The 20007-nt window shown below is 60.1% G+C and carries 17 protein-coding genes and 1 tRNA gene; 10 read left to right on the top strand and 8 right to left on the bottom strand.

From position 1 onward, the window contains the following. Positions 1-64: 64 nt before the first annotated feature. Positions 65-499: a hypothetical protein gene (locus PYR65_RS13765; protein WP_276118408.1), complete on the top strand. Its 435-nt coding sequence runs from the start codon at positions 65-67 to the stop codon at positions 497-499. Here PYR65_RS13765 and trmFO read toward each other — a convergent pair. From trmFO to PYR65_RS13750, 3 genes are all read right to left on the bottom strand, one after another. Beyond that, positions 487-1908 (bottom strand): methylenetetrahydrofolate--tRNA-(uracil(54)-C(5))-methyltransferase (FADH(2)-oxidizing) TrmFO, encoded by a 1422-nt coding sequence (trmFO, locus tag PYR65_RS13760; protein ID WP_276118407.1) that lies wholly within the window; start codon positions 1906-1908, stop codon positions 487-489. The genes PYR65_RS13765 and trmFO overlap by 13 nt on opposite strands. Before the next feature lie 145 nt (positions 1909-2053). After that, positions 2054-2197 carry a DUF1127 domain-containing protein gene (locus PYR65_RS13755; protein WP_081927849.1) on the bottom strand — a complete coding sequence of 48 codons (144 nt, stop codon included), beginning with the start codon at positions 2195-2197 and terminating at the stop codon, positions 2054-2056. Positions 2198-2703: 506 nt separating this feature from the next. Next, on the bottom strand, positions 2704-2847 hold the full coding sequence (locus tag PYR65_RS13750; RefSeq protein ID WP_068955544.1) for a DUF1127 domain-containing protein: 144 nt from the start codon (positions 2845-2847) through the stop codon (positions 2704-2706). 1059 nt (positions 2848-3906) lie between these two features. Between PYR65_RS13750 and PYR65_RS13745 the strand changes: the two genes are divergently transcribed. From PYR65_RS13745 to tig, 4 genes are all read left to right on the top strand, one after another. Further along, on the top strand, positions 3907-5019 hold the full coding sequence (locus tag PYR65_RS13745; protein WP_276118406.1) for a DUF2157 domain-containing protein: 1113 nt from the start codon (positions 3907-3909) through the stop codon (positions 5017-5019). Next, positions 5016-5597 (top strand): GDYXXLXY domain-containing protein, encoded by a 582-nt coding sequence (locus PYR65_RS13740; protein WP_060638226.1) that lies wholly within the window; start codon positions 5016-5018, stop codon positions 5595-5597. The genes PYR65_RS13745 and PYR65_RS13740 overlap by 4 nt, the downstream gene beginning before the upstream one ends. Positions 5598-5809: 212 nt before the next feature. Next, positions 5810-5894: transfer RNA gene (locus tag PYR65_RS13735), tRNA-Leu, on the top strand. Positions 5895-6066: 172 nt separating this feature from the next. Continuing rightward, positions 6067-7533: a trigger factor gene (tig, locus tag PYR65_RS13730; protein WP_276118405.1), complete on the top strand. Its 1467-nt coding sequence runs from the start codon at positions 6067-6069 to the stop codon at positions 7531-7533. A 274-nt stretch (positions 7534-7807) separates the two neighbouring features. On the opposite strand, the gene sthA is transcribed toward tig, so the two are convergent. Next, a complete protein-coding gene (sthA, locus tag PYR65_RS13725) occupies positions 7808-9214 on the bottom strand; it encodes a Si-specific NAD(P)(+) transhydrogenase (RefSeq protein ID WP_276118404.1) in 1407 nt (468 codons plus the stop codon). A 240-nt stretch (positions 9215-9454) separates the two neighbouring features. On the opposite strand from sthA, the gene PYR65_RS13720 reads away from it, so the two are divergent. Then, entirely contained in the window at positions 9455-10546 is a 1092-nt protein-coding gene (locus PYR65_RS13720; protein WP_276118403.1) for a magnesium and cobalt transport protein CorA, read from the top strand. Between the two features lie 12 nt (positions 10547-10558). On the opposite strand, the gene radC is transcribed toward PYR65_RS13720, so the two are convergent. From radC to phaC, 4 genes are read right to left on the bottom strand one after another with little or no spacing between them, the layout of a single operon-like run. Further along, a complete protein-coding gene (gene radC / locus PYR65_RS13715) occupies positions 10559-11350 on the bottom strand; it encodes a RadC family protein (protein WP_060638222.1) in 792 nt (263 codons plus the stop codon). 8 nt (positions 11351-11358) lie between these two features. Next, entirely contained in the window at positions 11359-12186 is an 828-nt protein-coding gene (gene map / locus PYR65_RS13710) for a type I methionyl aminopeptidase (protein ID WP_060638221.1), read from the bottom strand. A 30-nt stretch (positions 12187-12216) separates the two neighbouring features. Then, positions 12217-12936 carry a DNA/RNA nuclease SfsA gene (gene sfsA, locus PYR65_RS13705; protein WP_276118402.1) on the bottom strand — a complete coding sequence of 240 codons (720 nt, stop codon included), beginning with the start codon at positions 12934-12936 and terminating at the stop codon, positions 12217-12219. Between the two features lie 18 nt (positions 12937-12954). Then, positions 12955-14808: a poly(3-hydroxyalkanoate) polymerase subunit PhaC gene (gene phaC, locus PYR65_RS13700; protein ID WP_276118401.1), complete on the bottom strand. Its 1854-nt coding sequence runs from the start codon at positions 14806-14808 to the stop codon at positions 12955-12957. A gap of 211 nt (positions 14809-15019) precedes the next feature. Here phaC and PYR65_RS13695 point away from each other — a divergent pair, with 211 nt between their 5' ends. From PYR65_RS13695 to recJ, 4 genes are all read left to right on the top strand, one after another. Further along, on the top strand, positions 15020-15331 hold the full coding sequence (locus tag PYR65_RS13695; protein ID WP_276118400.1) for a hypothetical protein: 312 nt from the start codon (positions 15020-15022) through the stop codon (positions 15329-15331). 122 nt (positions 15332-15453) lie between these two features. Further along, complete coding sequence (locus PYR65_RS13690) at positions 15454-16671, top strand: LL-diaminopimelate aminotransferase (RefSeq protein WP_037101088.1); 1218 nt, start codon at positions 15454-15456, stop codon at positions 16669-16671. 82 nt (positions 16672-16753) lie between these two features. Continuing rightward, positions 16754-18076, top strand: coding sequence for a homoserine dehydrogenase (locus PYR65_RS13685; RefSeq protein WP_276118399.1), 1323 nt, complete (start codon positions 16754-16756; stop codon positions 18074-18076). A gap of 123 nt (positions 18077-18199) precedes the next feature. Then, positions 18200-20002 (top strand): single-stranded-DNA-specific exonuclease RecJ, encoded by a 1803-nt coding sequence (gene recJ / locus PYR65_RS13680; RefSeq protein WP_276118398.1) that lies wholly within the window; start codon positions 18200-18202, stop codon positions 20000-20002. The last annotated feature ends 5 nt before the right edge of the window (positions 20003-20007 follow it).

The raw sequence follows: 20007 nt of genomic DNA, 5'->3' as shown, positions 1-20007 counted from the left end.
AAGGTTCGCCTTTTAGGGTCGCTCCCGTGTTATAGTGATGAACTGTGTAAAAGGATGCGGCGTCATGGGTTGGCCGATTGTCATCATCTGCGTTCTGATCGCCGCCATGTTCTACATGCGCATGAAAGCGCGCGCCGACAAGGACAGGCGCGAGCCGGATGCCGGCATCGCTATCCTTGATTTCGGGCGGGCCTTTCCGGACGAGGCCATTCGGGCCATTCATGCGACTGCGGATGAAAAGGCCTATTTCGTCCGTCTCCACGACGGCAAGGCCGGCTTCATGGCGGCCCATGGCACGCATTTCGTCTGCCACCTCATCGAAGCCGGGAAGGTGAATGTCGGGAACGCGACGAGCGGTCGCGGGCTGATCATGCATTTCACCGACTTTTCGCATCTGGATGGTGTCTACGAATTCGAAAGCCCGGACATTGCAGCCGAGGTGTCCCTCTGGCTGCTGGGCAGTTTCCATCCGATATCCGAGCCCGTTCAGGCGCGTTGATCCGCCTGCAGCCAGGCCGCGCAGTCGTCGAGCGCGCGCTGCGCCACCAGCTGCTTCTTCATCACCGTCTTGTCCTTGCCGCGAAAGCGCTTGACGCCCTCCGGCTTGACAATGGCGCCGGGCTCCAGCAGCGGAAACAGGCCGAAATTGATGTTCATCGGCTGGAACGAGCGCTTGCCCGGTTCGTCATCCGAGACGATATGCCCGCCGGTGATGTGGTTGAGCAGCGCCCCGAAGGCGGTGGTCTCCGGCGGCAGCGGCAGCGGCTGGCCCTTGCGCTCGGCAGCGGCAAAACGGCCGGCCAGAAGGCCGATGCTGGCGCTTTCGACATAGCCTTCGCAGCCGGTGATCTGACCGGCGAATCGCAAGCCTGGCCGGGATTTCAGTGTCAGCGACCGGTCGAGCAGCACGGGCGAATTGATATAGGTGTTGCGGTGCAGGCCGCCGAGGCGGGCGAATTCGGCTTTCTCCAGTCCGGGGATCATCCGGATGACTTCGGCCTGCGCACCATATTTCAGCTTCGTCTGGAAGCCGACCATATTGTAGAGCGTGCCCAGTGCATTGTCCTGGCGCAGCTGCACGACGGCATAGGCTTTGACCGTGGGATTATGCGCATTGGTCAGGCCCATCGGCTTCATCGGCCCGTGACGCAGGGTTTCGCGGCCGCGTTCGGCCATGACCTCGATCGGCAGGCAGCCGTCGAAATACGGCGTGCCTTCCCATTCCTTGAAGCCGGTCTTGTCGCCGGCGATCAACGCATCGACGAAAGCATTGTACTGCGCCTCGTCCATCGGGCAGTTGATATAATCCTTGCCCGTACCGCCCGGTCCGACCTTGTCGTAACGGGACTGGAACCAGCAGACATCCATGTCGATGCTTTCGGTGTGGATGATCGGCGCGATGGCGTCGAAGAAGGCGAGCGCATCGGCCCCGGTTTCGGCCTGGATCGCACTGGCAAGCGACGGCGCCGTCAAAGGGCCGGTGGCAATGACGGCGAGATCCCAGTCTTCCGGCGGCAGTCCGCTGACTTCCTCGCGCGTCACGGTGATCAGCGGATGCCTGCTAATCGCCGCCGTCACGGCATCGGAGAAGCCGTCGCGATCGACAGCCAGCGCGCCGCCGGCTGGAACCTGGTTCTTGTCGGCGCAGGACATGATCAGCGAACCGGCAAGCCGCATCTCGGCATGCAGCACGCCAACCGCATTGCTGGTGGCGTCATCGGAGCGGAAGGAGTTGGAGCAGACCAGTTCGGCCAGCCCATCGGTCTTGTGCGCATCCGTGCCGCGCACGCCGCGCATCTCGTGAAGGATGACCGGAATGCCGGCCTCGGCGATCTGCCAGGCAGCTTCGGAGCCGGCAAGGCCGCCGCCGATAACATGGATGGGGGAGTGGGAAGATGTATCTGTCATGCGCCGTTTCTTAGAGCAAGGCGGGCAGGAAGGAAACCGGTTCCATGCGGATGATATCAACGCAAGGCCCGGAATCAAAAACGGCACCCGATGGTGCCGTTTTTAGGTCCTCGACATTCCCGGTCCGGTCAACGGACGGGTCCGATTAACGGAAGGAACGCGAAGCAATGTTGCGGATGTCGAAGCGGGTGATGCCGATGTCCGTCAGGGCGTGGTTGGACAGGTTGCCAAGTTCAGCAACGGTACGGCGATAGTTGATCCAGCTTTTTGCGATACGAATCGGGTTCATGATCTTTTCCTTGAGATACCAAATGAGCAGTGCAGTGATTGCCTGCTTCGTTGACATCCTTGTACGCCTTGCGCGGGAAAAGATGGAGTGCAAAGAAAATGCATCTGCTATGCGTTTGTGCAATGCGATGCTGTTTCGCTGAGCAATTCGCGCGAATGCCGAAAAAGAAGCCACAGGTTAACGCTGGCGTTGGTGGTGCCAAATTCCGTTTAACTCTCTGTTTCTTTGGTGTGTTTTTTGTGGCGAAATTGTGCCCAGGCGAGGATACGGTCAAACCAGCGGCGCCGGGCGTCACGCAGACAATATTGCCAAGGAAATAGGCAGCATTCAGATGCTGCACCGCGTCGAAAGCTATGGTTGATCTGCGCCGCCATCAGGGCTGGCTTGAACGTTCAACCGGTAAAACCAGCGCGTAAAATCTGGACGAAAAAAAACGCCCGCCGGTTGGAGCCGGAGGGCGTTTGGTCGCTGCGCACCTGGCCGGAAAAACCGGCCGGTTGCGAGACTTACTTGACTGCCTGACGGGCAACGTACTGGATGTCGCCACGGCCGATGCCGAGGTCGTTCAGTTCGCGGTCGCTCATGCGGCCGAGTTCGTTGCAGGTCTGACGGTACTTGCGCCAATTGTTGAACGAGCGAGCGATATTCATGATGCTGGTCCTTTCTAGGTTTGCCAGCACCGCGCTGGCCCTCATCTGATGGTCGGAATATAGGTGGTTTACCCCTAAAATTACAGAGACAATGCTGCATCGCACCCATGCGTCGATTGCAAGCCTCAGAATTCAGATGCCCACCATGTGGCCAAAGTCTGTGCGCGTGCACGGGTGCTAACTATGGAAAGCTGATTTGCTTTGGAGGGGGTGAACAAAAGACAACGCCCGTCAGGGGAGGAGGTCCGACGGGCGTTGCTTGTTCTGATCGACACCTGGGAGGAGGAGTGTTGCCGATCCCATCAGGGCGCGCTGGGAGGAGGAGTGCGCTGCCCTGAAGCTGTATTCAAGATAATGCCGGCTGGCGTGAATGTGTAGCGGCAATGCTGAATGGCACCCATGTGGCGAATGCATAGCTGTCGGCTTTATGCTGGCGCATCTGATCAAATTTTAAGCGAATGCGCACATAAGGTGCAGCCAAGGGGAACGGCGGGTTCCATGAAAGACCGGAACGAATAACGCCCGCTGGGGGAGGAGATCCAGCGGGCGTCATTTGAGGGGATGAGCAACTGGGAGGAGGAGTGTTGCCCATCGGATCGGAGCGGCGCTGGGAGGAGGAGTGCGCCACTCCGAATTCTACAAGGCGAACCTTCCGGTCCGCCGGCCTTTTCCACTTCTGAGCGGAAGCGGCTGGCCTTGCCGCTGACGGCCCCGATCGCTTGCGCTGATCTCATTCCGTCTTCTTGAGTTCAATATAGGCAATCATCCGAAATTTGTGCAGTGCAATGTCATCATGGATGATATGCAGCTTGCGCATGACCTCGGTGGTACGTCCTTAAACACCATGCTCGCATGCAAACCTTCACGCTTCGTTAACGATGATCCTGCTCTGCGAAAACTTTCCTCGCGGCAGTGCCTGACTTCGCTACAAAGGTTCTGGTTCCGGGTTGAACGGGGCAGGTCGCCTTGATTCGATTGGGAATTACCTGCCAGCCCGGTTGCCGCTGCTCTTGTCCATGATATGTGTTGGCCGACACGCGCATGCAAGGAGATCGGCCGATGTACCGGGGACGGATCGAAAAAGACTTCAATCTATGGGTTTCAAAGGGCCTGCTCGATGCCGGTGCGGCAAGAGCGATGCTGGCGGAATATGACGGACGCGAAACCGTCTTCAGCGCCGGCCGCGTTCTTCTGGTTCTGGCGGCGATCCTTGTATCGGCCGCCATCCTCCTTCTTGTCGCTGCCAATTGGGAAGCCATCCCGCGCGTTGCGCGCGTTGCCGGTATCGTCGGCCTGATCTGGTCATTCTATCTGGGGGCCGCCGCCTGCCTGGGGCGCGGGTTCAAGGCGATGGGTGCCGCATTGCTGGTGCTGGCGACCATGACCTTCGGCGGTGCGATCGCGCTGGTCGGGCAAATGTACCATCTGTCGGGGGATTCGACCGATGCGTTGCTGGTCTGGTTCGCAGCAGCCTGCGTGGCGGCCTTGGCCTTTCGCTCCGCCGCACTGGCGGTGTTTTGCGGTTTTCTGGCCTGGGCGATTTTCGGGGAACTGGTCGTCGATAACGATGCGTCCTTCGAGGGCAACGGCTATATCTACCTTGTGCCGATGCTGGTCATCGTCGTCATGGCCTTGGTGCGGTACGCCAATGCCGGCATGGCCCGGCATCTCGCCTATCTTCTGGCGCTCGCCTGGCTCGGCTGGTTTTACATCGAATTGCCGGAGCTCTGGGTCGCAAGCCTGCTCTTCGGCGCAGGCCTCGTGGCGTTTCTATTGGCAAGTCTTCCCCTGTCGCCGCTCTACCGCCTGGCCCGCGATGCCGGAGCAGCCCCAGCCTTCTACAGTTTCGCGCTGACCGTGATGGGATTGGCGGCGCTTCACACCGAAGTGGAAGGTCTGGGACAGGATATCGCGATTGGTGCGACGACGCTTGCGGTGGCGCTCGGTGGCATCGCTATTGCCGGACGGCTGAACGGCCCGGTGCGTTTTCTCGGCTACACGGTTTTTGCCGTCGAAACCCTTTATCTGGCCTCCGAGACGCTCGGCAGCATCCTCGGCACATCCGGTTTCTTCCTGATCGCCGGCCTTGTCGTGGCATTGATTGCCTGGCTTGTCATCCGGCTGGAGAAACGCCTGTCTGGTAAAACCCCGTTGGAAGGGAGCGTGGCATGAGCGGCAATCCGTTGATAAGACCCTTGTTCGCAGCGATCCTGGTCGCTCTCTTGCAGACAGCCTTCCTCGGCTACATGATCGAAAGCCGCGCCTCGATCCTGCGCAACGGGGTCGATGTGGTGCTGAAAACTGTTCCCGTCGATCCGCGCGATCTCCTGCGCGGCGATTATGTCATCCTCTCCTACGATATTTCGGCCATCCCGGCGGAGAAAGTGACAGGCGGCTTTCCCACCGAGGCAACCGATGCGCAGCTTTCTGTGCGGCTGGAACCGCAACCGGACGGTTTCTGGGCCGTTTCGGAAGCGTCCTTCAACGCTCTGCCGCCAAAGGACGGCAGCGTCATCGCCAAAAGCGCACCATTCTATTTCTATCCGGCGGTGGACAGTCCGCAGGGTTCGTTGAATGTCGAATACGGGATCGAGCGCTATTATGTGCCGGAAGGCGAGGGCAAGGTTCTGGAAGAGGCGCGCAATGCCAGCGCATTGTCGGTGACCGCAAGGGTCGATGACGACGGCCGCATGCAGATCCGCCTGATCGCGATCGACGGCAAGCCACTCTACGAGGAGCCGCTTTATTGATGCCGGGACGCGGTTTCCCGGCGTGAAGGTGACAGAAACACGACAAAAGCCGCATTTTTCCATTCACCCCGATTTTTCCTTTGATCCCTTGGAAACGGGTGATATAGAGACGCCGCGCTCGGGAACGCCCTGAACCCGGTGCAGGTCTGCCACAGGCGTTGCCGCCGTGACTGTTCTGTGCCGATGCGAGCAGGCGCTGCGGTTTTCTGAACGCGGGTATGGTGAAATTGGTAGACACGCCAGATTTAGGTTCTGGTGCCGCAAGGCGTGGGAGTTCAAGTCTCTCTACCCGCACCAGAATGAAGGGACGTCCAGGGCTTGCCTTGGCGTCGATCGAGAGGACGGCGCCATTTTGCTTGCAAAACGGTGACTGATTTGCGTAAAGCCACTCCCGGCAAATGGATCGGCTCAAGTGCTCGTGTACAAGAACACCGACAGAGCCCTGTCAACGTGAAATGAAGGTTTGAACATGCAGGTTATCGAAACGCTCGCTGAAGGGCTGAAGCGCGAACTCAAGGTCGTTATCCCGGCCAAGGACATGGAAGCTCGTATGAACGAGCGTCTTGCCGAAACCAAGGACAAGGTCCGCATCAACGGTTTCCGTCCGGGCAAGGTGCCTTTCGCACATCTGAAGAAGATGTACGGCAAGTCGATCATGGCCGAGCTCGTCAATGAACTCGTTCGCGAAAAGCCGACCGAAATCCTGTCCGAGCGCGGCGAAAAGTCTGCGACGCAGCCGGAAATCGCGATGACCGAGAACGAAGCCGAAGCGGACAAGATCCTCAGCGCTGAAGCCGATTTCGAATTCACGCTGGCTTACGAAATCATCCCGGCGATCGAACTCAAGGACGTCAGCGGCATCAAGGTGACCCGCGAAGTCGTTGATATCGACGAAGCCGAAGTGACCGAGCAGATCCTCAAGATCGCCGAAAATGCCCGTACCTACGAAACCAAGAAGGGCAAGGCCGCCAATGGCGACCGCGTGACCATCGATTACCTCGGCAAGGTCGATGGCGAAGCCTTCGACGGCGGCAAGGACGAAGATGCTGAGCTGGTTCTCGGCTCCAACCGCTTCATCCCGGGCTTCGAAGAGCAGCTGGTCGGCCTGAAGGCTGGCGACGAGAAGGTCATCAATGTGACGTTCCCTGCTGAATATCCGGCTGCGAACCTTGCTGGCAAGGAAGCCACCTTCGACATCACCGTCAAGGATGTTGCTGCCGCTGCCGACGTTGAAATCAACGACGAACTCGCCACCAAGCTCGGCCTGGAATCGGCTGACAAGCTGAAGGAAGTCGTTCGCGGCCAGATCGAAAGCCAGTACGGCTCGATGACCCGCCAGAAGGTCAAGCGTCAGATCCTCGACCAGCTGGACGAACTCTACCAGTTCGATACGCCGCAGCGCCTCGTCGATGCCGAATTCGACAACATCTGGCGCCAGATCAACACCGACCTCGAGCAGGCCGGCAAGACCTTCGCCGATGAAGACACGACGGAAGAAGAAGCGCGCGGCGAATACCGCAAGCTGGCTGAACGCCGCGTCCGCCTCGGCCTGGTTCTCTCCGAAATCGGCGAAAAGGCCGGCGTTGAGGTAACCGACGAAGAAATGCAGCGTTCGCTGTTTGAACAGCTGCGCCAGTTCCCAGGCCAGGAAAAGCAGATCATCGACTATTTCCAGAAGACCCCAGGTGCCGCCGCCTCGCTGCGCGCCCCGATCTTCGAAGAAAAGGTCGTCGATCACCTGCTCTCCGAAGTTAATGTCACCGACAAGACCGTCAGCAAGGAAGAACTGCTGGCTGACGACGAGGACGACGCTTCGGACGTGAAGAAGGCTCCGAAGAAGAAGGCTGCCAAGGCTGAAGCTGCGGAAGGCGAAGAAGCCGCTCCGAAGAAGAAGGCTCCGGCCAAGAAGAAGGCCGCTGACGACAGCGCCGAATAATCTCGCGCCTCAAAAGCATGATTTTGGAAAGCCGTCCCGCAAGGGGCGGCTTTTTCCGTTTGCGGAATTTGGACGATTATTTCTGTCTCAAGCGCGGCATAACGGCTGCGGGCGTTGGGCGCGTCGCAATCGTGTCAGGGGTGGATTTCAGCGATAGGGAATGAAACGGGATCGTTCAGGCAGGCTTGTTGAGCCGCTGCCGCCGGCAGATGAAGGTAGCAGCCGCCGCCTTCATTTTATCTGGATGTTCTCAAAGGCAATGCCGGCAATCCGGCTAAATCTTTGGAGCGATCTCGCCCATCCGGTTGCCGGCATCCAGGCCTGCGATCTTGTAGGCTTCGGCAAGCGTCGGGTAATTGAAGGTGTTTTCGACGAAATATTCGACCGTGCCCTTCAGGTTCAAGACCGCCTGGCCGATATGGACAAGCTCGGTCGCGCCTTCGCCGACAATGTGCACGCCGAGCAGGCGGCGGGTCTTCAGCGAGAAAATCAGCTTCAAAAGCCCGGAATCCAGCCCCATGATATGGCCGCGCGATGTTTCGCGAAACCGGGCAATGCCGCATTCATAGGGTATGCCGCGTTCCTTGACCTCTTCCTCTGTCAGGCCGCAGGTGGAGATTTCCGGAACGGCGTAGATGCCGTAGGGGAAGAATTTTGGCGGTTCCTTGGCGATCGCCCCGACGGCGACGCGCGCTGCGATGCGGCCCTGTTCCATCGAGGTGGAGGCAAGGCTCGGGAAGCCGACGACGTCGCCTGCGGCATAGATGTTGGGAACCGAGGTCTGGAACGTTTCCGGATTGACGCTGAGGCGGCCGCGATTGTCGGCTTGCAGGCCGGCAGCCTCCAGATTGAGCGAATCGGTGGCGCCCATGCGCCCGGCAGCAAACAGCACCATTTCGCACAGAATGACGCGGCCGCTATCGAGCTTGATCGAGCATTTGCCGTCCGCCGTCCGCTCCACCTTTTCGGCCTTCTGACCAAGATGCAGCTTCATGTTGCGGTCGCGCAGCTGATAGGTGAAATCCTCGACGATCTCCTTGTCGATGAAATCGAGCATCATGGATTTTGGATCGATGAGGGTGACCTGCGTATCCAGCGCACTGAAGATGGTCGCATATTCGATGCCGATGACACCGGCGCCGATCACGGCCATGGAGCGCGGCAGCTCCTGGATTTCCAGCAATTCGTCGCTATCGAGAACGGTCTTGCCGTCGAAGGGAATATAATCCGGCCGGAACGGTTTCGTGCCGACGGCCAGCAGGATGCTGGTCGCGGACACCTGGATGATCTCGCCATCTTCCTTCAGGATCTGCATCGTCCGCGGATCGATGAAGCTTGCCTTGCCGCGAATATGCTGGACGCGGTTGCGGGCAAACTGGTGTTCCAGCACCTCGACCTCGTGATCAAGGGTGATGAGCAGGCGCCGGCGCAGGTCCTCCGCGCTGATCTCTTCCTTTACCCGGTAAGCGCGGCCATAAAAACCGCGCTCGCGCCAGCCGGTGAGGTTGAGTGCGGTTTCGCGCAGGGTTTTCGATGGGATCGTGCCGGTATGCACCGAAACGCCGCCGACACGCTTTCCCTGCTCGATGACAAGAACCTTCTTGCTCAGCTTGGCGGCCTGGATGGCGGCCCTGCGCCCTGCAGGTCCACTGCCGACAACCACGAGATCATACTGGTTCATGACGCGTTTCCGATGATGGAGGAGAATCATTGTGCGTTGCGGCAAATGTCGCCCGCAAGCGTCTATATCGTCAATCTTACAGTTTAATAAAGCCTTTGGAACAGGCCCGGGCGTGGCGATGCTTATTTTACCAAAAGGGATTATATTGAGCCGAAGCAATGTGCTGGTTGGCTAAGGAGAACGCTTTCCGCACAATGCCGATAGACCGGCACAATCCGGCTTGCGTGATGGGAGGGTACCATGGCTTTGCAGGATGCAGAAGACAGGCTCGGCAGCGAGAAAGCTGCATCGCCCGATGCCGGCGGCTCCGGTGCCAGTGCATCCGGTACGGACCACGCGCCGCCCAACAAACCGCGCAGCCGCCCCGGCGTCATCGCGGCCGCCGTCTACGAACATGGCCAGCGCATCCTCGATATCGAGATCAAGGACGCGCATACCTGGAAAGGACGCGACAAGGCCGTCGTCTGGATCGGCCTGCATGAGCCGGATGAGGCGCTGCTGCGCGAGGTCCAGGCCGAGTTCGGCCTGCATGAACTGGCGATCGAAGATGCCGGCCATGCCCATCAGCGCCCGAAGCTGGAAATCTACGGTGACGCGATCTTCGTGGTGGCGCGAACTGCCCATATGATGGGCGAGGAGATCGTCTTTGGGGAAACCCATCTGTTCGTCGGGCGCGGCTATGTGGTCTCGGTGCGCCATGGGCCCTCGACCTCCTACAATCTGGTCAGGCAGCGCTGCGAGGCGTCTCCTGCCGCCCTGGCGCATGGCGAGAACTACATCCTCTATTCCATCCTCGATTTCATCGTCGACAACTATATGCCCGTCGTGGAAGGCATCCATGCCGAAGTCGAGGAACTGGAAGAAAGAGTTCTGCGCGACCGGCTGAACAAGAAAGATATCGAGCGGCTTTATTTCCTGCGCCGCAGCCTGCTGCGGCTGCGCAATGCGGTCGTGCCTCTGGTCGATGTCTGCCGCCGCCACGAGCATCTCGATCTGCCCGGAATGGACGCAACGCTGCACGCACTGTTCCGCGACGTGACCGACCATGTCCGCCGTGTGCAGGAGGATATCGATACGCTGCGCGAGGTGCTTGCCTTCACCTTCGAGGCCAGCTTGATGATAGGCCAATCCGAGCAAACGGAAATTTCGCGCAAGCTCGCATCCTGGGCGGCAATCCTCGCGGTTCCGACAGCGATTGCCGGGATTTACGGGATGAATTTCGATGACATGCCGGAACTGAAGTTCAAATACGGCTATTTCGTCGTCCTGGCATTGATCTTCGTCGTCTGCAGCATGCTCTACCGGATGTTCCGGCGGGCGAAGTGGCTCTGAAGCTGGCTGCGATCAGATCAGGCGCAGCCCCTTCAGGCTGGCATGGCCATCCTTGCCGATGATGATGTGATCGTGAACGGTGATCCCCAGCGGTTTGGCGGTATCGACGATCATCTTCGTCATCTCGATATCGGCCCGCGAGGGCGTCGGATCGCCGGACGGATGATTGTGGACGAGAATGAGGGCGGTCGCCGACAGTTCCAAAGCGCGCTTGACCACTTCGCGCGGATAGACCGGCGTGTGATCGACGGTACCGGTCTGCTGTACTTCGTCGGCGATCAGCGCATTGCGCTTGTCGAGGAAGAGAATGCGGAATTGCTCGCGGGTTTCGTGCGCCATGGCGGCATGGCAGTATTCGATCACCGACGACCAGGAAGCGAGAACCTGCTTGCCCTTGAGATCGCTTTTAAGCGTCCGGTGCGCCACGGTCGAAATCAGCTTCAGATCGAACGCCACCGCTTCGCCGATGCCCTTCACTTCCTGCAGCAAAGCCGGGGAAGCGCCAAAAACGCCGGCTAAAGTTCCAAAGCGCTCCAGCAGCGCCTTGGCGATAGGCTTGGTGTCGCGGCGCGGGATCAGCCGGAAGAGCAGGAGTTCGAGGATCTCGTAATCGGCCAGCGCCGTGTCGCCGTGATCCTTGTAGCGCGTGCGCAGCCGGTCGCGGTGGCCGTGATAATGGGCATCGTCCTGCGGCGCTGCGGGCAGCGTCAGCGCCGGGCGCTTGGATTGCTGTTCGGCGAAAAAGCCCCTCTCATCAGGCGGTTGCGAATGGTCACCGTCGAAAGAGAAAGGGGGCTTGCTCATGGAAAACCCTATGCTGGCAGGCCTGGACGGTCGAGCCCGCCCGGCGACAGGGTGAAAATCTCACAGCCGGTGGCAGTCACGCCCACGGCATGCTCGTATTGCGCCGACAGGGACCGGTCGCGGGTGACCGCCGTCCAGCCATCGGCCAGAACTTTTACATGCGGACGGCCGAGATTGATCATCGGCTCGATGGTGAAGATCATGCCTTCGCGCATTTCCGGGCCTTCGTTGGCCCGGCCGTAATGCAGGATATTCGGCGCATCATGAAACAGCCGGCCGACCCCATGGCCGCAAAAATCGCGCACCACTGAACAGCGCTCGGCTTCGGCAAAGGTCTGGATCGCTTCGCCGATCGCTCCGGTGCGGGCGCCGGGCTTGACGGCGGCGATGCCGCGCATCAGGCATTCATGAGTGACCTCGAGAAGCCGCTGGGCGGCCCGCTTGATTTCGCCGACCGGATACATGCGGCTGGAATCACCGTGCCAGCCGTCGATAATATAGGTGACGTCGATATTGACGACATCGCCTTCGCGCAGCGGCTTTTCGTTGGGAATGCCGTGGCAGACCACATGGTTGATCGAGGTGCAGGACGACTTGGTATAGCCACGGTAATTCAGCGTGGCGGGCAGGGCGCCGTGATCCATGCCGAAATCGAACACGAACCGGTCGATCTCGTCGGTCGTCACGCCCGGCTTGACGCGGCTTGCCAGTTCGTCGAGGCAGAGCGCGGTGATCTGGCAGGCGCGCTTGATCCCGGCAAAATCCTGCGGCGTGTAGAGGCGGATGACGCCGGTATTCTTGTAGGGCGCTGACGCCGCCTCGATATAGGTGACCATTACAATACTTTCAGTTGTCTTTCCCTGATGTCATAGATCAGCACAGGCGGGTTCGTCTATCGGGATCAGCCCGCCAGGCGTAATTTGCTGCGGCCAAACCCGGCATTTGACGGCGAAGGCCTCAACCCCGCGCTGCATGGCCCGGCGGAACGCCGTTGCATAAACCGGGTCAAGATCGCAGCATATCCTGAACCTTGTGCAGTCGTCGCGCTGGATCAGATAGATCATGATGCCGCGATGGCCGGCCTCGACCATGTCGCCGAGTTCTTCCAGATGCTTTGCACCGCGCGCGGTCGGGCTGTCTGGAAATTCGGCAAGCCCCTGAGAGCGGATGAAATGCACGTTCTTGACCTCGACATAGGCGCGGCCGCGCTCCGGGTCGCTCAACAGCATGTCTATGCGGGAATTGCGGCCATATTTCTGCTCGCGCTGGATGGTCGCGTAAAGGTGGAGGTCGCCGACCTGTCCGGCCCGGATGGCTTCCTCAGCCAGCCTGTTGGGAAGGCCGGTATTGATGCCGACGACGGTGCCCCCGACGTCGACCATTTCAAACATATGCTGATATTTACGTGTCGGACTGTCGTGCTCGGACAGCCAGATGCGCGAACCCGGCGTCGTCAGCCCGCGCATCGAGCCGGTATTGGGACAGGAGCCGGTGATGGCGCGCCCATCCTCAAGCACGGCATCGAACAGGAAGCGTTTGTAGCGCTGGATCAGGACGGCGGGCATCAATGGCCTGTCGAAGAACATGGAATATCCGTATCCCGGTCAGGCGCGCGCGCGGACATAGGAGCCCGGCGCTTCTTCCAGGGAGTTTAGCTTTCCGCCCGTCTTTCGTGCCGGCACGCGTTCGCCGTCCAGCGTCTCGATCCAGGCTTGCCAGTGCGGCCACCACGACCCCGGCGTTTCCTTGGCCGTTTCCACCCAGCTTTCGAAGTCGCCGATAGCCGGTCCGCCGGTCCAGTACTGGTATTTTCCCTTGTCCGGCGGATTGACGACACCGGCAATATGCCCTGAGCCCGACATGACATAGGTGACATCACCGCCAAAGAACTGGCTGCCGACGAAGACGGATTTCGCAGGCGCGATATGATCTTCCTTGGTGGCCAGATTGTAGATCGGGATTTTCACGTCACCGAGCGATATCGTCTTGCCGGCCAGCACCATGGCCCCCTGCGTCAGGTTGTTCTGCAGATAGCAGTTTCGCAGATAGAAGGAGTGGTTGGCCGCAGGCATCCGGGTCGAATCGGAATTCCAGTAGAGCAGGTCGAAGGCCGAGGGCTCCTGTCCCTTCAGGTAGTTGTTGACGAAATAGGGCCAGATCAGGTCCGACGCCCGCAGCATGTTGAAGGCCATGGCCATCTTCGAGCCGTCGAGATAGCCGGTCTCCTTCATCCGCTCTTCCATCTGGGCGATCTGCTCCTCGTCGGCAAAGACCTTGAGGTCACCGGCATGGGTGAAATCGACCTGTGTGGTAAAGAGGGTGGCCGAGCGGATGCGCGTGTCGCCTTCCTGCGCATGCAGCGCAAGCGTTGCGGCAAGCAGGGTGCCGCCAACGCAGTACCCGATCGCATTCACATCCTCTTCGCCGGTCGCCTGGCGGATGGTGTCGAGCGCAAAGCCGATGCCCTCGCGCGCATAGGATTCCCAATCCTTGCCGGCATGGCGCTCGTCCGGATTGACCCAGGAGATGACGAAGACGGTATGGCCCTGGTCAACCGCCCATTTTATGAAGGATTTCTGCGGGTTGAGGTCCAGCACGTAGAACTTGTTGATCCATGGCGGGCAGATCAGCAGCGGCCGCTTCAAAACCGTTTCGGTCGAGGCATCATATTGCAGCACCTGGCAGACATCGCTCTGGGCAATCACCTTGCCCGGCGTGATGGCGATGTTTTCGCCAACCGCGAATTTGCTGACATCGGTCTGGCGCAGTTTCAGGTCACCCTTGCCGGCGGCGATATCCTCGGCCAGCATCTGCATGCCCTTGACGAGGTTGGCGCCGCTGGAGGCGACCGTTTCGCGGTAGAGCTGCGGATTGGTTGTGACGAAATTAGCCGGCGACAGGGCGCTGGAAATCTGCCGCACATAGAAGGCGGCCTTGTGCTTGGTGTGGTCGTCGAGCCCCTCGGCGTCGCGCACCATCCGGTCGGCCCAGTTGGACGTGATGAAATAGGCCTGGCGCAGGAAATCGAAGAAAGGGTTGGAGACCCAGTCCGCATCGGAAAACCGCTTGTCGTTGCGCGGCACGCCGTCGGGATCGCCGACCGTCTCGCCACCCATTTTCTGCAGCGTGCGCGTCCACATCGTAAAGAAGCTGCCCATCAGGTGGGTCTGGGCTTCGAGCGTGCGTCTCGGATCAGACAGCCAGTATTCGGAAACCTTGGAAAGGGTCTTGACCATATCGACCATCGGGTCGGCGACCATGTCGGTCTTTTCGCCGCTTTCGCGGGGGGCAAGCCAGGCAGACGCAGCCTTGCCGAGTTGCTCGACGGAGCGGGCAAGGTTGATCGTAAAGGCTTCCGGGTCCCTGACAATGTAGGGTTCGACGGATTTCGGGTCGAAACCGGGAAAGCCATCCGTGCTGTTGCCGGTCTGGCCCTCGGTCTTCCTGTCTTCTGCCACCCAGTTTCCTCCACAGATGTTTGTTTGTTTTGTATTTTTACATTCTGCCTTAAAATGATTACAAGTGCCAGCGCATGTTGGACTCGGGGCACGTTGCTCGTCTGCCGGTTTCGGTCGTAGTTTCAACCAAAGGCCGGGCAGGGGCAAGATGACGAAGTCGGGGAAGACAGTGATGACGCGGATGGTGACGGCCTTAAGGATGGCAGCCGGGATGGCAGGTTTGACGCTTGCGCTTGCCGCCTGCACGTCGGCAAAAGTCGAGGAGCAGCCGTCGATCTATTCGGCCACCATGGCCAAGCCTATTCCTGCCGATGTCTATCCGGTCATCGAAGGCAAATTGCCGGCGGCAACGACGCAGATGAGCAATGAGGCGGCCGCCAGCCAGTCGGCGCGGCTGACCGCTTTGGGCGCTGCACGATCGTCCGGCAAAATCTCCGAGGCGGAATATCAGCGCCGCATGAAGGAGCTGCAGTTGCTGGCCACGAACCACGGCAGCGATACGCTGAAAGAGATACAGAAATAGCGCTTGCGTTTCAGGTGATTTGGACGCAAATCGTTTCATGGCCGCGTGGGCCTGATTGCACCGCGCGCGTCTCCTTGCACGCATGAATCCTGCACGGGGACGGCGCAAGACGAGGTTTAGAGATGGAAGAGTTTCACAAAGTCCGGCGTCTGCCGCCTTACGTTTTCGAACAGGTCAACCGTTTGAAAGCCAGCGCGCGAGCGGGTGGAGCTGATATCATCGATCTCGGCATGGGCAATCCGGACCTTCCGACGCCGCAATCTGTGGTCGATAAATTGTGCGAGGTCGTGCAGGACCCGCGCACCCACCGCTATTCGTCCTCCAAGGGCATTCCGGGCCTTCGCCGCGCGCAGGCCGCCTATTACGCCCGCCGTTTCGGCGTCAAGCTGAACCCGGATACCCAGGTCGTCGCGACGCTCGGCTCCAAGGAAGGCTTTGCCAACATGGCGCAGGCGATCACCGCGCCCGGCGACGTGATCCTGTGCCCGAACCCGACCTACCCGATCCATGCCTTCGGCTTCCTGATGACCGGCGGCGTCATCCGCTCGATCTCGGTCGAGCCGGACGATACGTTCTTTCCGCCGCTGGAGCGGGCGATCCGCCATTCGATCCCCAAGCCGATCGCGCTGGTCATCAACTATCCGTCAAACCCGACGGCGCATGTGGCAACGCTGGATTTCTACAAGGAAGTCGTTGCGTTTGCGAAGAAGCACGACATCGTCATCCTGTCGGATCTGGCCTATTCGGAAATCTATTTCGACGGCGTTCTGCCGCCGTCCGTTCTGGAAGTTCCAGGCGCGATGGACAACACGGTCGAGTTCACCTCGATGTCGAAGACATTCTCCATGCCCGGCTGGCGCATGGGCTTTGCCGTCGGCAACGAGCGCCTGATCGCTGCGCTGACACGGGTAAAGTCCTATCTCGATTACGGCGCGTTCACGCCGATCCAGGTGGCCGCGACCCATGCGCTGAACGGCGATGGCTCGGATATCGCGGAAGTGCGCAATATCTACAAGCGCCGCCGCGACGTGCTGGTCGAAAGCTTCGGCAAGGCCGGATGGGATGTGCCGCCACCGGCTGCGACCATGTTTGCCTGGGCGAAGATCCCGGAAAAATTCCGTCATCTCGGTTCGCTGGAATTCTCCAAGCTTCTGGTCGAAAAGGCCGATATCGCGGTTGCGCCCGGCATCGGCTTCGGCGAGCAGGGCGACGACTATATCCGCATCGCGCTGGTTGAAAACGAGCATCGGATTCGCCAGGCCGCCCGCAGCCTCAAGAAGTTTCTCTCGACAGCCGACGATACGTTGCACAACGTCATCTCGCTGAACGCTCACCGCTGAGGCACCGGTAATCCGGTCCCCTCAAAATCTGCTCCGCCGTCTCAGGCGGAGCGCTCTCTGTAGGTTATGTTAGGAATTGTGTATGGCAGATGCCCTTAAAATCGGCATTGCGGGCTTGGGAACTGTTGGTGCCTCGCTCGTGCGTATTCTCCAGGAGCGCCACGAGGCGCTGGCGACGACATGCGGCCGGGCCATCGAAATTACTGCCGTCACGGCACGCGACAGGAACCGTGATCGCGGCGTCGATATTTCCAACATCGACTGGCATGCGGATGCGCTTTCGCTGGCAAACACCGCGGATATCGACGTTTTCGTCGAATTGATGGGCGGTGCCGGTGAGCCGGCGCTGTCGGCCGTCAAGGCAGCCTTGTCGCGCGGCGTACACGTCATCACCGCCAACAAGGCGCTGCTCGCTGCCCACGGCATCGAACTGGCCGGTCTGGCCGAATCTCATGGCGCGCTGTTGAACTACGAAGCGGCCGTTGCCGGCGGCATCCCGGTGATCAAGGCGCTGAGGGAATCGCTGACGGGCAACACGATTTCGCGCGTCTACGGCATCATGAACGGTACCTGCAATTACATCCTGACCAAAATGGAAAAGGAAGGCCTGTCGTTCGAGGACTGCCTGAAGGAAGCGCAGCGCCTCGGTTACGCCGAAGCCGATCCGGCCTTTGACATCGAAGGTAACGACACCGCCCACAAGCTGTCCATCCTCACCAGCCTTGCCTTCGGAACGGCGATTGCCGCCGATGACATCTATCTGGAAGGCATCACCAATATCTCGATCGACGATATCCACGCCGCAGCCGATCTCGGTTACCGCATCAAGCTGCTCGGCGTCGCTCAGCGCACGGAAAGCGGCATCGAGCAGCGCGTGCACCCGACCATGGTGCCGCTCGATTCGGTGATTGCGCAGGTTGACGGCGTGACCAATGCGGTAGCGATCGAATCCGACATTCTCGGCGAATTGCTGATGGTCGGACCGGGTGCTGGCGGCAACGCAACGGCATCCGCAGTTCTCGGCGACATCGCCGATCTCGCCAAGAGCCGTCCCGGCGCCCAGCACGTACCGGCTTTCGGACGCCCCGTCACGGCGCTCTTGCCCTACAAGCAGGCGCAGATCCAGAGCCATGAGGGCGGATATTTCATTCGCCTCAAGGTTCTCGACAAGACCGGCGTCTTTGCAAGCATTGCAACCCGCATGGCGGAAAACCGGATTTCGCTGGAATCGATCGTCCAGCATTCAAAACAGCCCGTCGATACCGACGGCCCGCAGACGATCATTCTCGTCACCCATGCCACGACCGAGGATTCGGTCCGCAAGGCCGTGGCGTCCATCAAGGGCGAAGGTTATCTCGTTGGCGAACCGCAGGTGATCCGCATCGAGCGGCCGAAAGCCGCCTGATCCGATCTTGTCGTGAATTATTTTGCGGCCCCATCCGGCTTCTCTCCGGATGGGGCCGTTTTCGTTGCGGTTTGCGCAGGATGCAAAAGCCGCGTACGAACGGTCAAAAGTCATGGGTGTACGATGAGTGATGTGCCAGATCCCGTCCAGCGGGCGTTTCTCAATGTCGAGCGTTCTGTCAGCGGACAGCGCTGGGTATCGCGGCTGGATCAGGCCGGGCAGAACCGCGCGCTGGCGATCAGCCAGGTCCATGGTTTCTCCGACCTGATTGCCCGCGTTCTGGCCGGGCGCGGCGTGACGATGGACGATGCGGTCGCCTTCCTTGATCCCACCATCCGCTCGCTGATGCCCGACCCCGATACGTTGACCGATTGCGGCAATGCTGCCGCCCGCATCGTCGCTGCCGTCAAGGCGGGCGAAAAGGTTGCGATCTTCGGTGATTACGATGTCGATGGAGCCGCATCCTCGGCTCTCATGTTCCGGTTCCTGCGCCATTTCGGCGTCGAAGCGGAAATCTATATTCCCGATCGCATTTTTGAAGGGTATGGCCCCAATCCGGCGGCGATCAATCAGCTCATCGACAATGGCGCCAAGCTGATCGTCACCGTCGATTGCGGCTCCACCAGCCACGAATCGCTTGCCGCGGCCGCCGCGCGCAGCATTGATGTGGTCGTGATCGATCACCATCAGGTCGGGGCGGAACTGCCGCAGTGCGTGGCACTGGTCAATCCGAACCGGGAGGACGATCTGTCGGGGCAGGGGCATCTCTGCGCCGCTGGCGTCGTCTTTCTCGTTCTGGTCAATGCCGTGCGCCTGCTGCGCGAGGCCGGTGACAAGCGCGTCGCCTCCTTCGATCTGCTCGCCCTGCTGGATATCGTGGCACTGGCGACCGTCTGTGACGTGGTGCCGCTCAAGGGCCTGAACAGGGCCTATGTGGTGAAGGGACTGGTCGCCGCGCGGCATATGCAAAATCCCGGATTGTCGGCGCTGTTTCGCAAGGCCGGGCTCGGCGGTCCGGTTACGCCCTATCATTTCGGCTTCCTGATCGGCCCGAGAATCAACGCGGGCGGACGGATTGGCGATGCCGCACTTGGTAGTCGTCTGCTTACGCTTGAAGACGAAGGCGCCGCCGAAGAGATCGCTGCAAAGCTCGACGAACTCAACCGTGAACGCCAGGTCATGGAGGTTGCCATGCTGGCCGAGGCGGAAGCCGAAGCGCTGGCGGAATACGGCACTGGCGAGACCGCATCGATCATCGTGACTGCACGCGAAAACTGGCATCCCGGCATTGTCGGGCTTCTCGCTGCGCGCCTGAAGGAAAAGTTTCGCCGCCCGGCTTTTGCGATCTCGTTTGATGCCAATGGCAGGGGCACGGGATCCGGCCGCTCGATCAGCGGATTCGATATCGGCAAGATCGTTCGTGCCGCCGTCGATAACGGTCTCCTGGTCAAGGGCGGCGGTCATGCCATGGCAGCCGGTTTGACGGTTGAGCGCGCCAACCTTGGAAAACTGCGGAATTTCTTCGATGAAAAGGCGCAAAACACCGTCAAGGACCTGGTTTCGTCCGAAACATTGAAGATCGACGGCGCTCTGGGGGCCGCCGGTGCCAATCTGGCGCTGATCGACCAGCTGGAGCAGGCGGGACCCTATGGGGCAGGGCACCCGCAGCCCATCTTTGCACTCCCGGCCCATCGCTTGCACGATTCCCGCCAGGTTGGCGCCAACCACGTCAAGGTGACGCTGGAGGGCCAGGATGGCTCGCGGATCGAAGGCATCGCCTTTCGCGCGCTGGAGACGCCGCTTGGCGATTTGCTGCTGTCGGAACGGGGAACATCCCTGCATGTGGCAGCATCGATTTCCGCGGACCTGTGGCAGGGAACACGGCGCGTGCAACTACGGGTGATCGACGCGGCCAAGGCGTTATGAGCGGT

It is taken from the genome of Pararhizobium qamdonense (genome assembly GCF_029277445.1).
In the GTDB taxonomy this organism is placed as follows: Bacteria; Pseudomonadota; Alphaproteobacteria; order Rhizobiales; family Rhizobiaceae; genus Pararhizobium; species Pararhizobium qamdonense.
The sequence above is the reverse complement of the archived record's forward strand: the minus strand, read 5'-3'. Positions and strand labels throughout refer to the sequence as shown.

Coding starts and splice junctions, on each gene's coding strand:
- PYR65_RS13745 (WP_276118406.1), top strand. CDS start 3,907: ATGTACCGGGGACGGATCGAAAAAGACTTCAATCTATGGGTTTCAAAG.
- PYR65_RS13695 (WP_276118400.1), top strand. CDS start 15,020: ATGGCAGGTTTGACGCTTGCGCTTGCCGCCTGCACGTCGGCAAAAGTC.
- PYR65_RS13755 (WP_081927849.1), bottom strand. CDS start 2,197: ATGAACCCGATTCGTATCGCAAAAAGCTGGATCAACTATCGCCGTACC.
- recJ (WP_276118398.1), top strand. CDS start 18,200: ATGAGTGATGTGCCAGATCCCGTCCAGCGGGCGTTTCTCAATGTCGAG.
- map (WP_060638221.1), bottom strand. CDS start 12,186: ATGGTCACCTATATCGAGGCGGCGTCAGCGCCCTACAAGAATACCGGC.
- tig (WP_276118405.1), top strand. CDS start 6,067: ATGCAGGTTATCGAAACGCTCGCTGAAGGGCTGAAGCGCGAACTCAAG.
- PYR65_RS13765 (WP_276118408.1), top strand. CDS start 65: ATGGGTTGGCCGATTGTCATCATCTGCGTTCTGATCGCCGCCATGTTC.
- trmFO (WP_276118407.1), bottom strand. CDS start 1,908: ATGACAGATACATCTTCCCACTCCCCCATCCATGTTATCGGCGGCGGC.
- PYR65_RS13685 (WP_276118399.1), top strand. CDS start 16,754: ATGGCAGATGCCCTTAAAATCGGCATTGCGGGCTTGGGAACTGTTGGT.
- radC (WP_060638222.1), bottom strand. CDS start 11,350: ATGAGCAAGCCCCCTTTCTCTTTCGACGGTGACCATTCGCAACCGCCT.
- PYR65_RS13690 (WP_037101088.1), top strand. CDS start 15,454: ATGGAAGAGTTTCACAAAGTCCGGCGTCTGCCGCCTTACGTTTTCGAA.
- PYR65_RS13740 (WP_060638226.1), top strand. CDS start 5,016: ATGAGCGGCAATCCGTTGATAAGACCCTTGTTCGCAGCGATCCTGGTC.
- PYR65_RS13750 (WP_068955544.1), bottom strand. CDS start 2,847: ATGAATATCGCTCGCTCGTTCAACAATTGGCGCAAGTACCGTCAGACC.
- sthA (WP_276118404.1), bottom strand. CDS start 9,214: ATGAACCAGTATGATCTCGTGGTTGTCGGCAGTGGACCTGCAGGGCGC.
- sfsA (WP_276118402.1), bottom strand. CDS start 12,936: ATGTTCTTCGACAGGCCATTGATGCCCGCCGTCCTGATCCAGCGCTAC.
- PYR65_RS13720 (WP_276118403.1), top strand. CDS start 9,455: ATGGCTTTGCAGGATGCAGAAGACAGGCTCGGCAGCGAGAAAGCTGCA.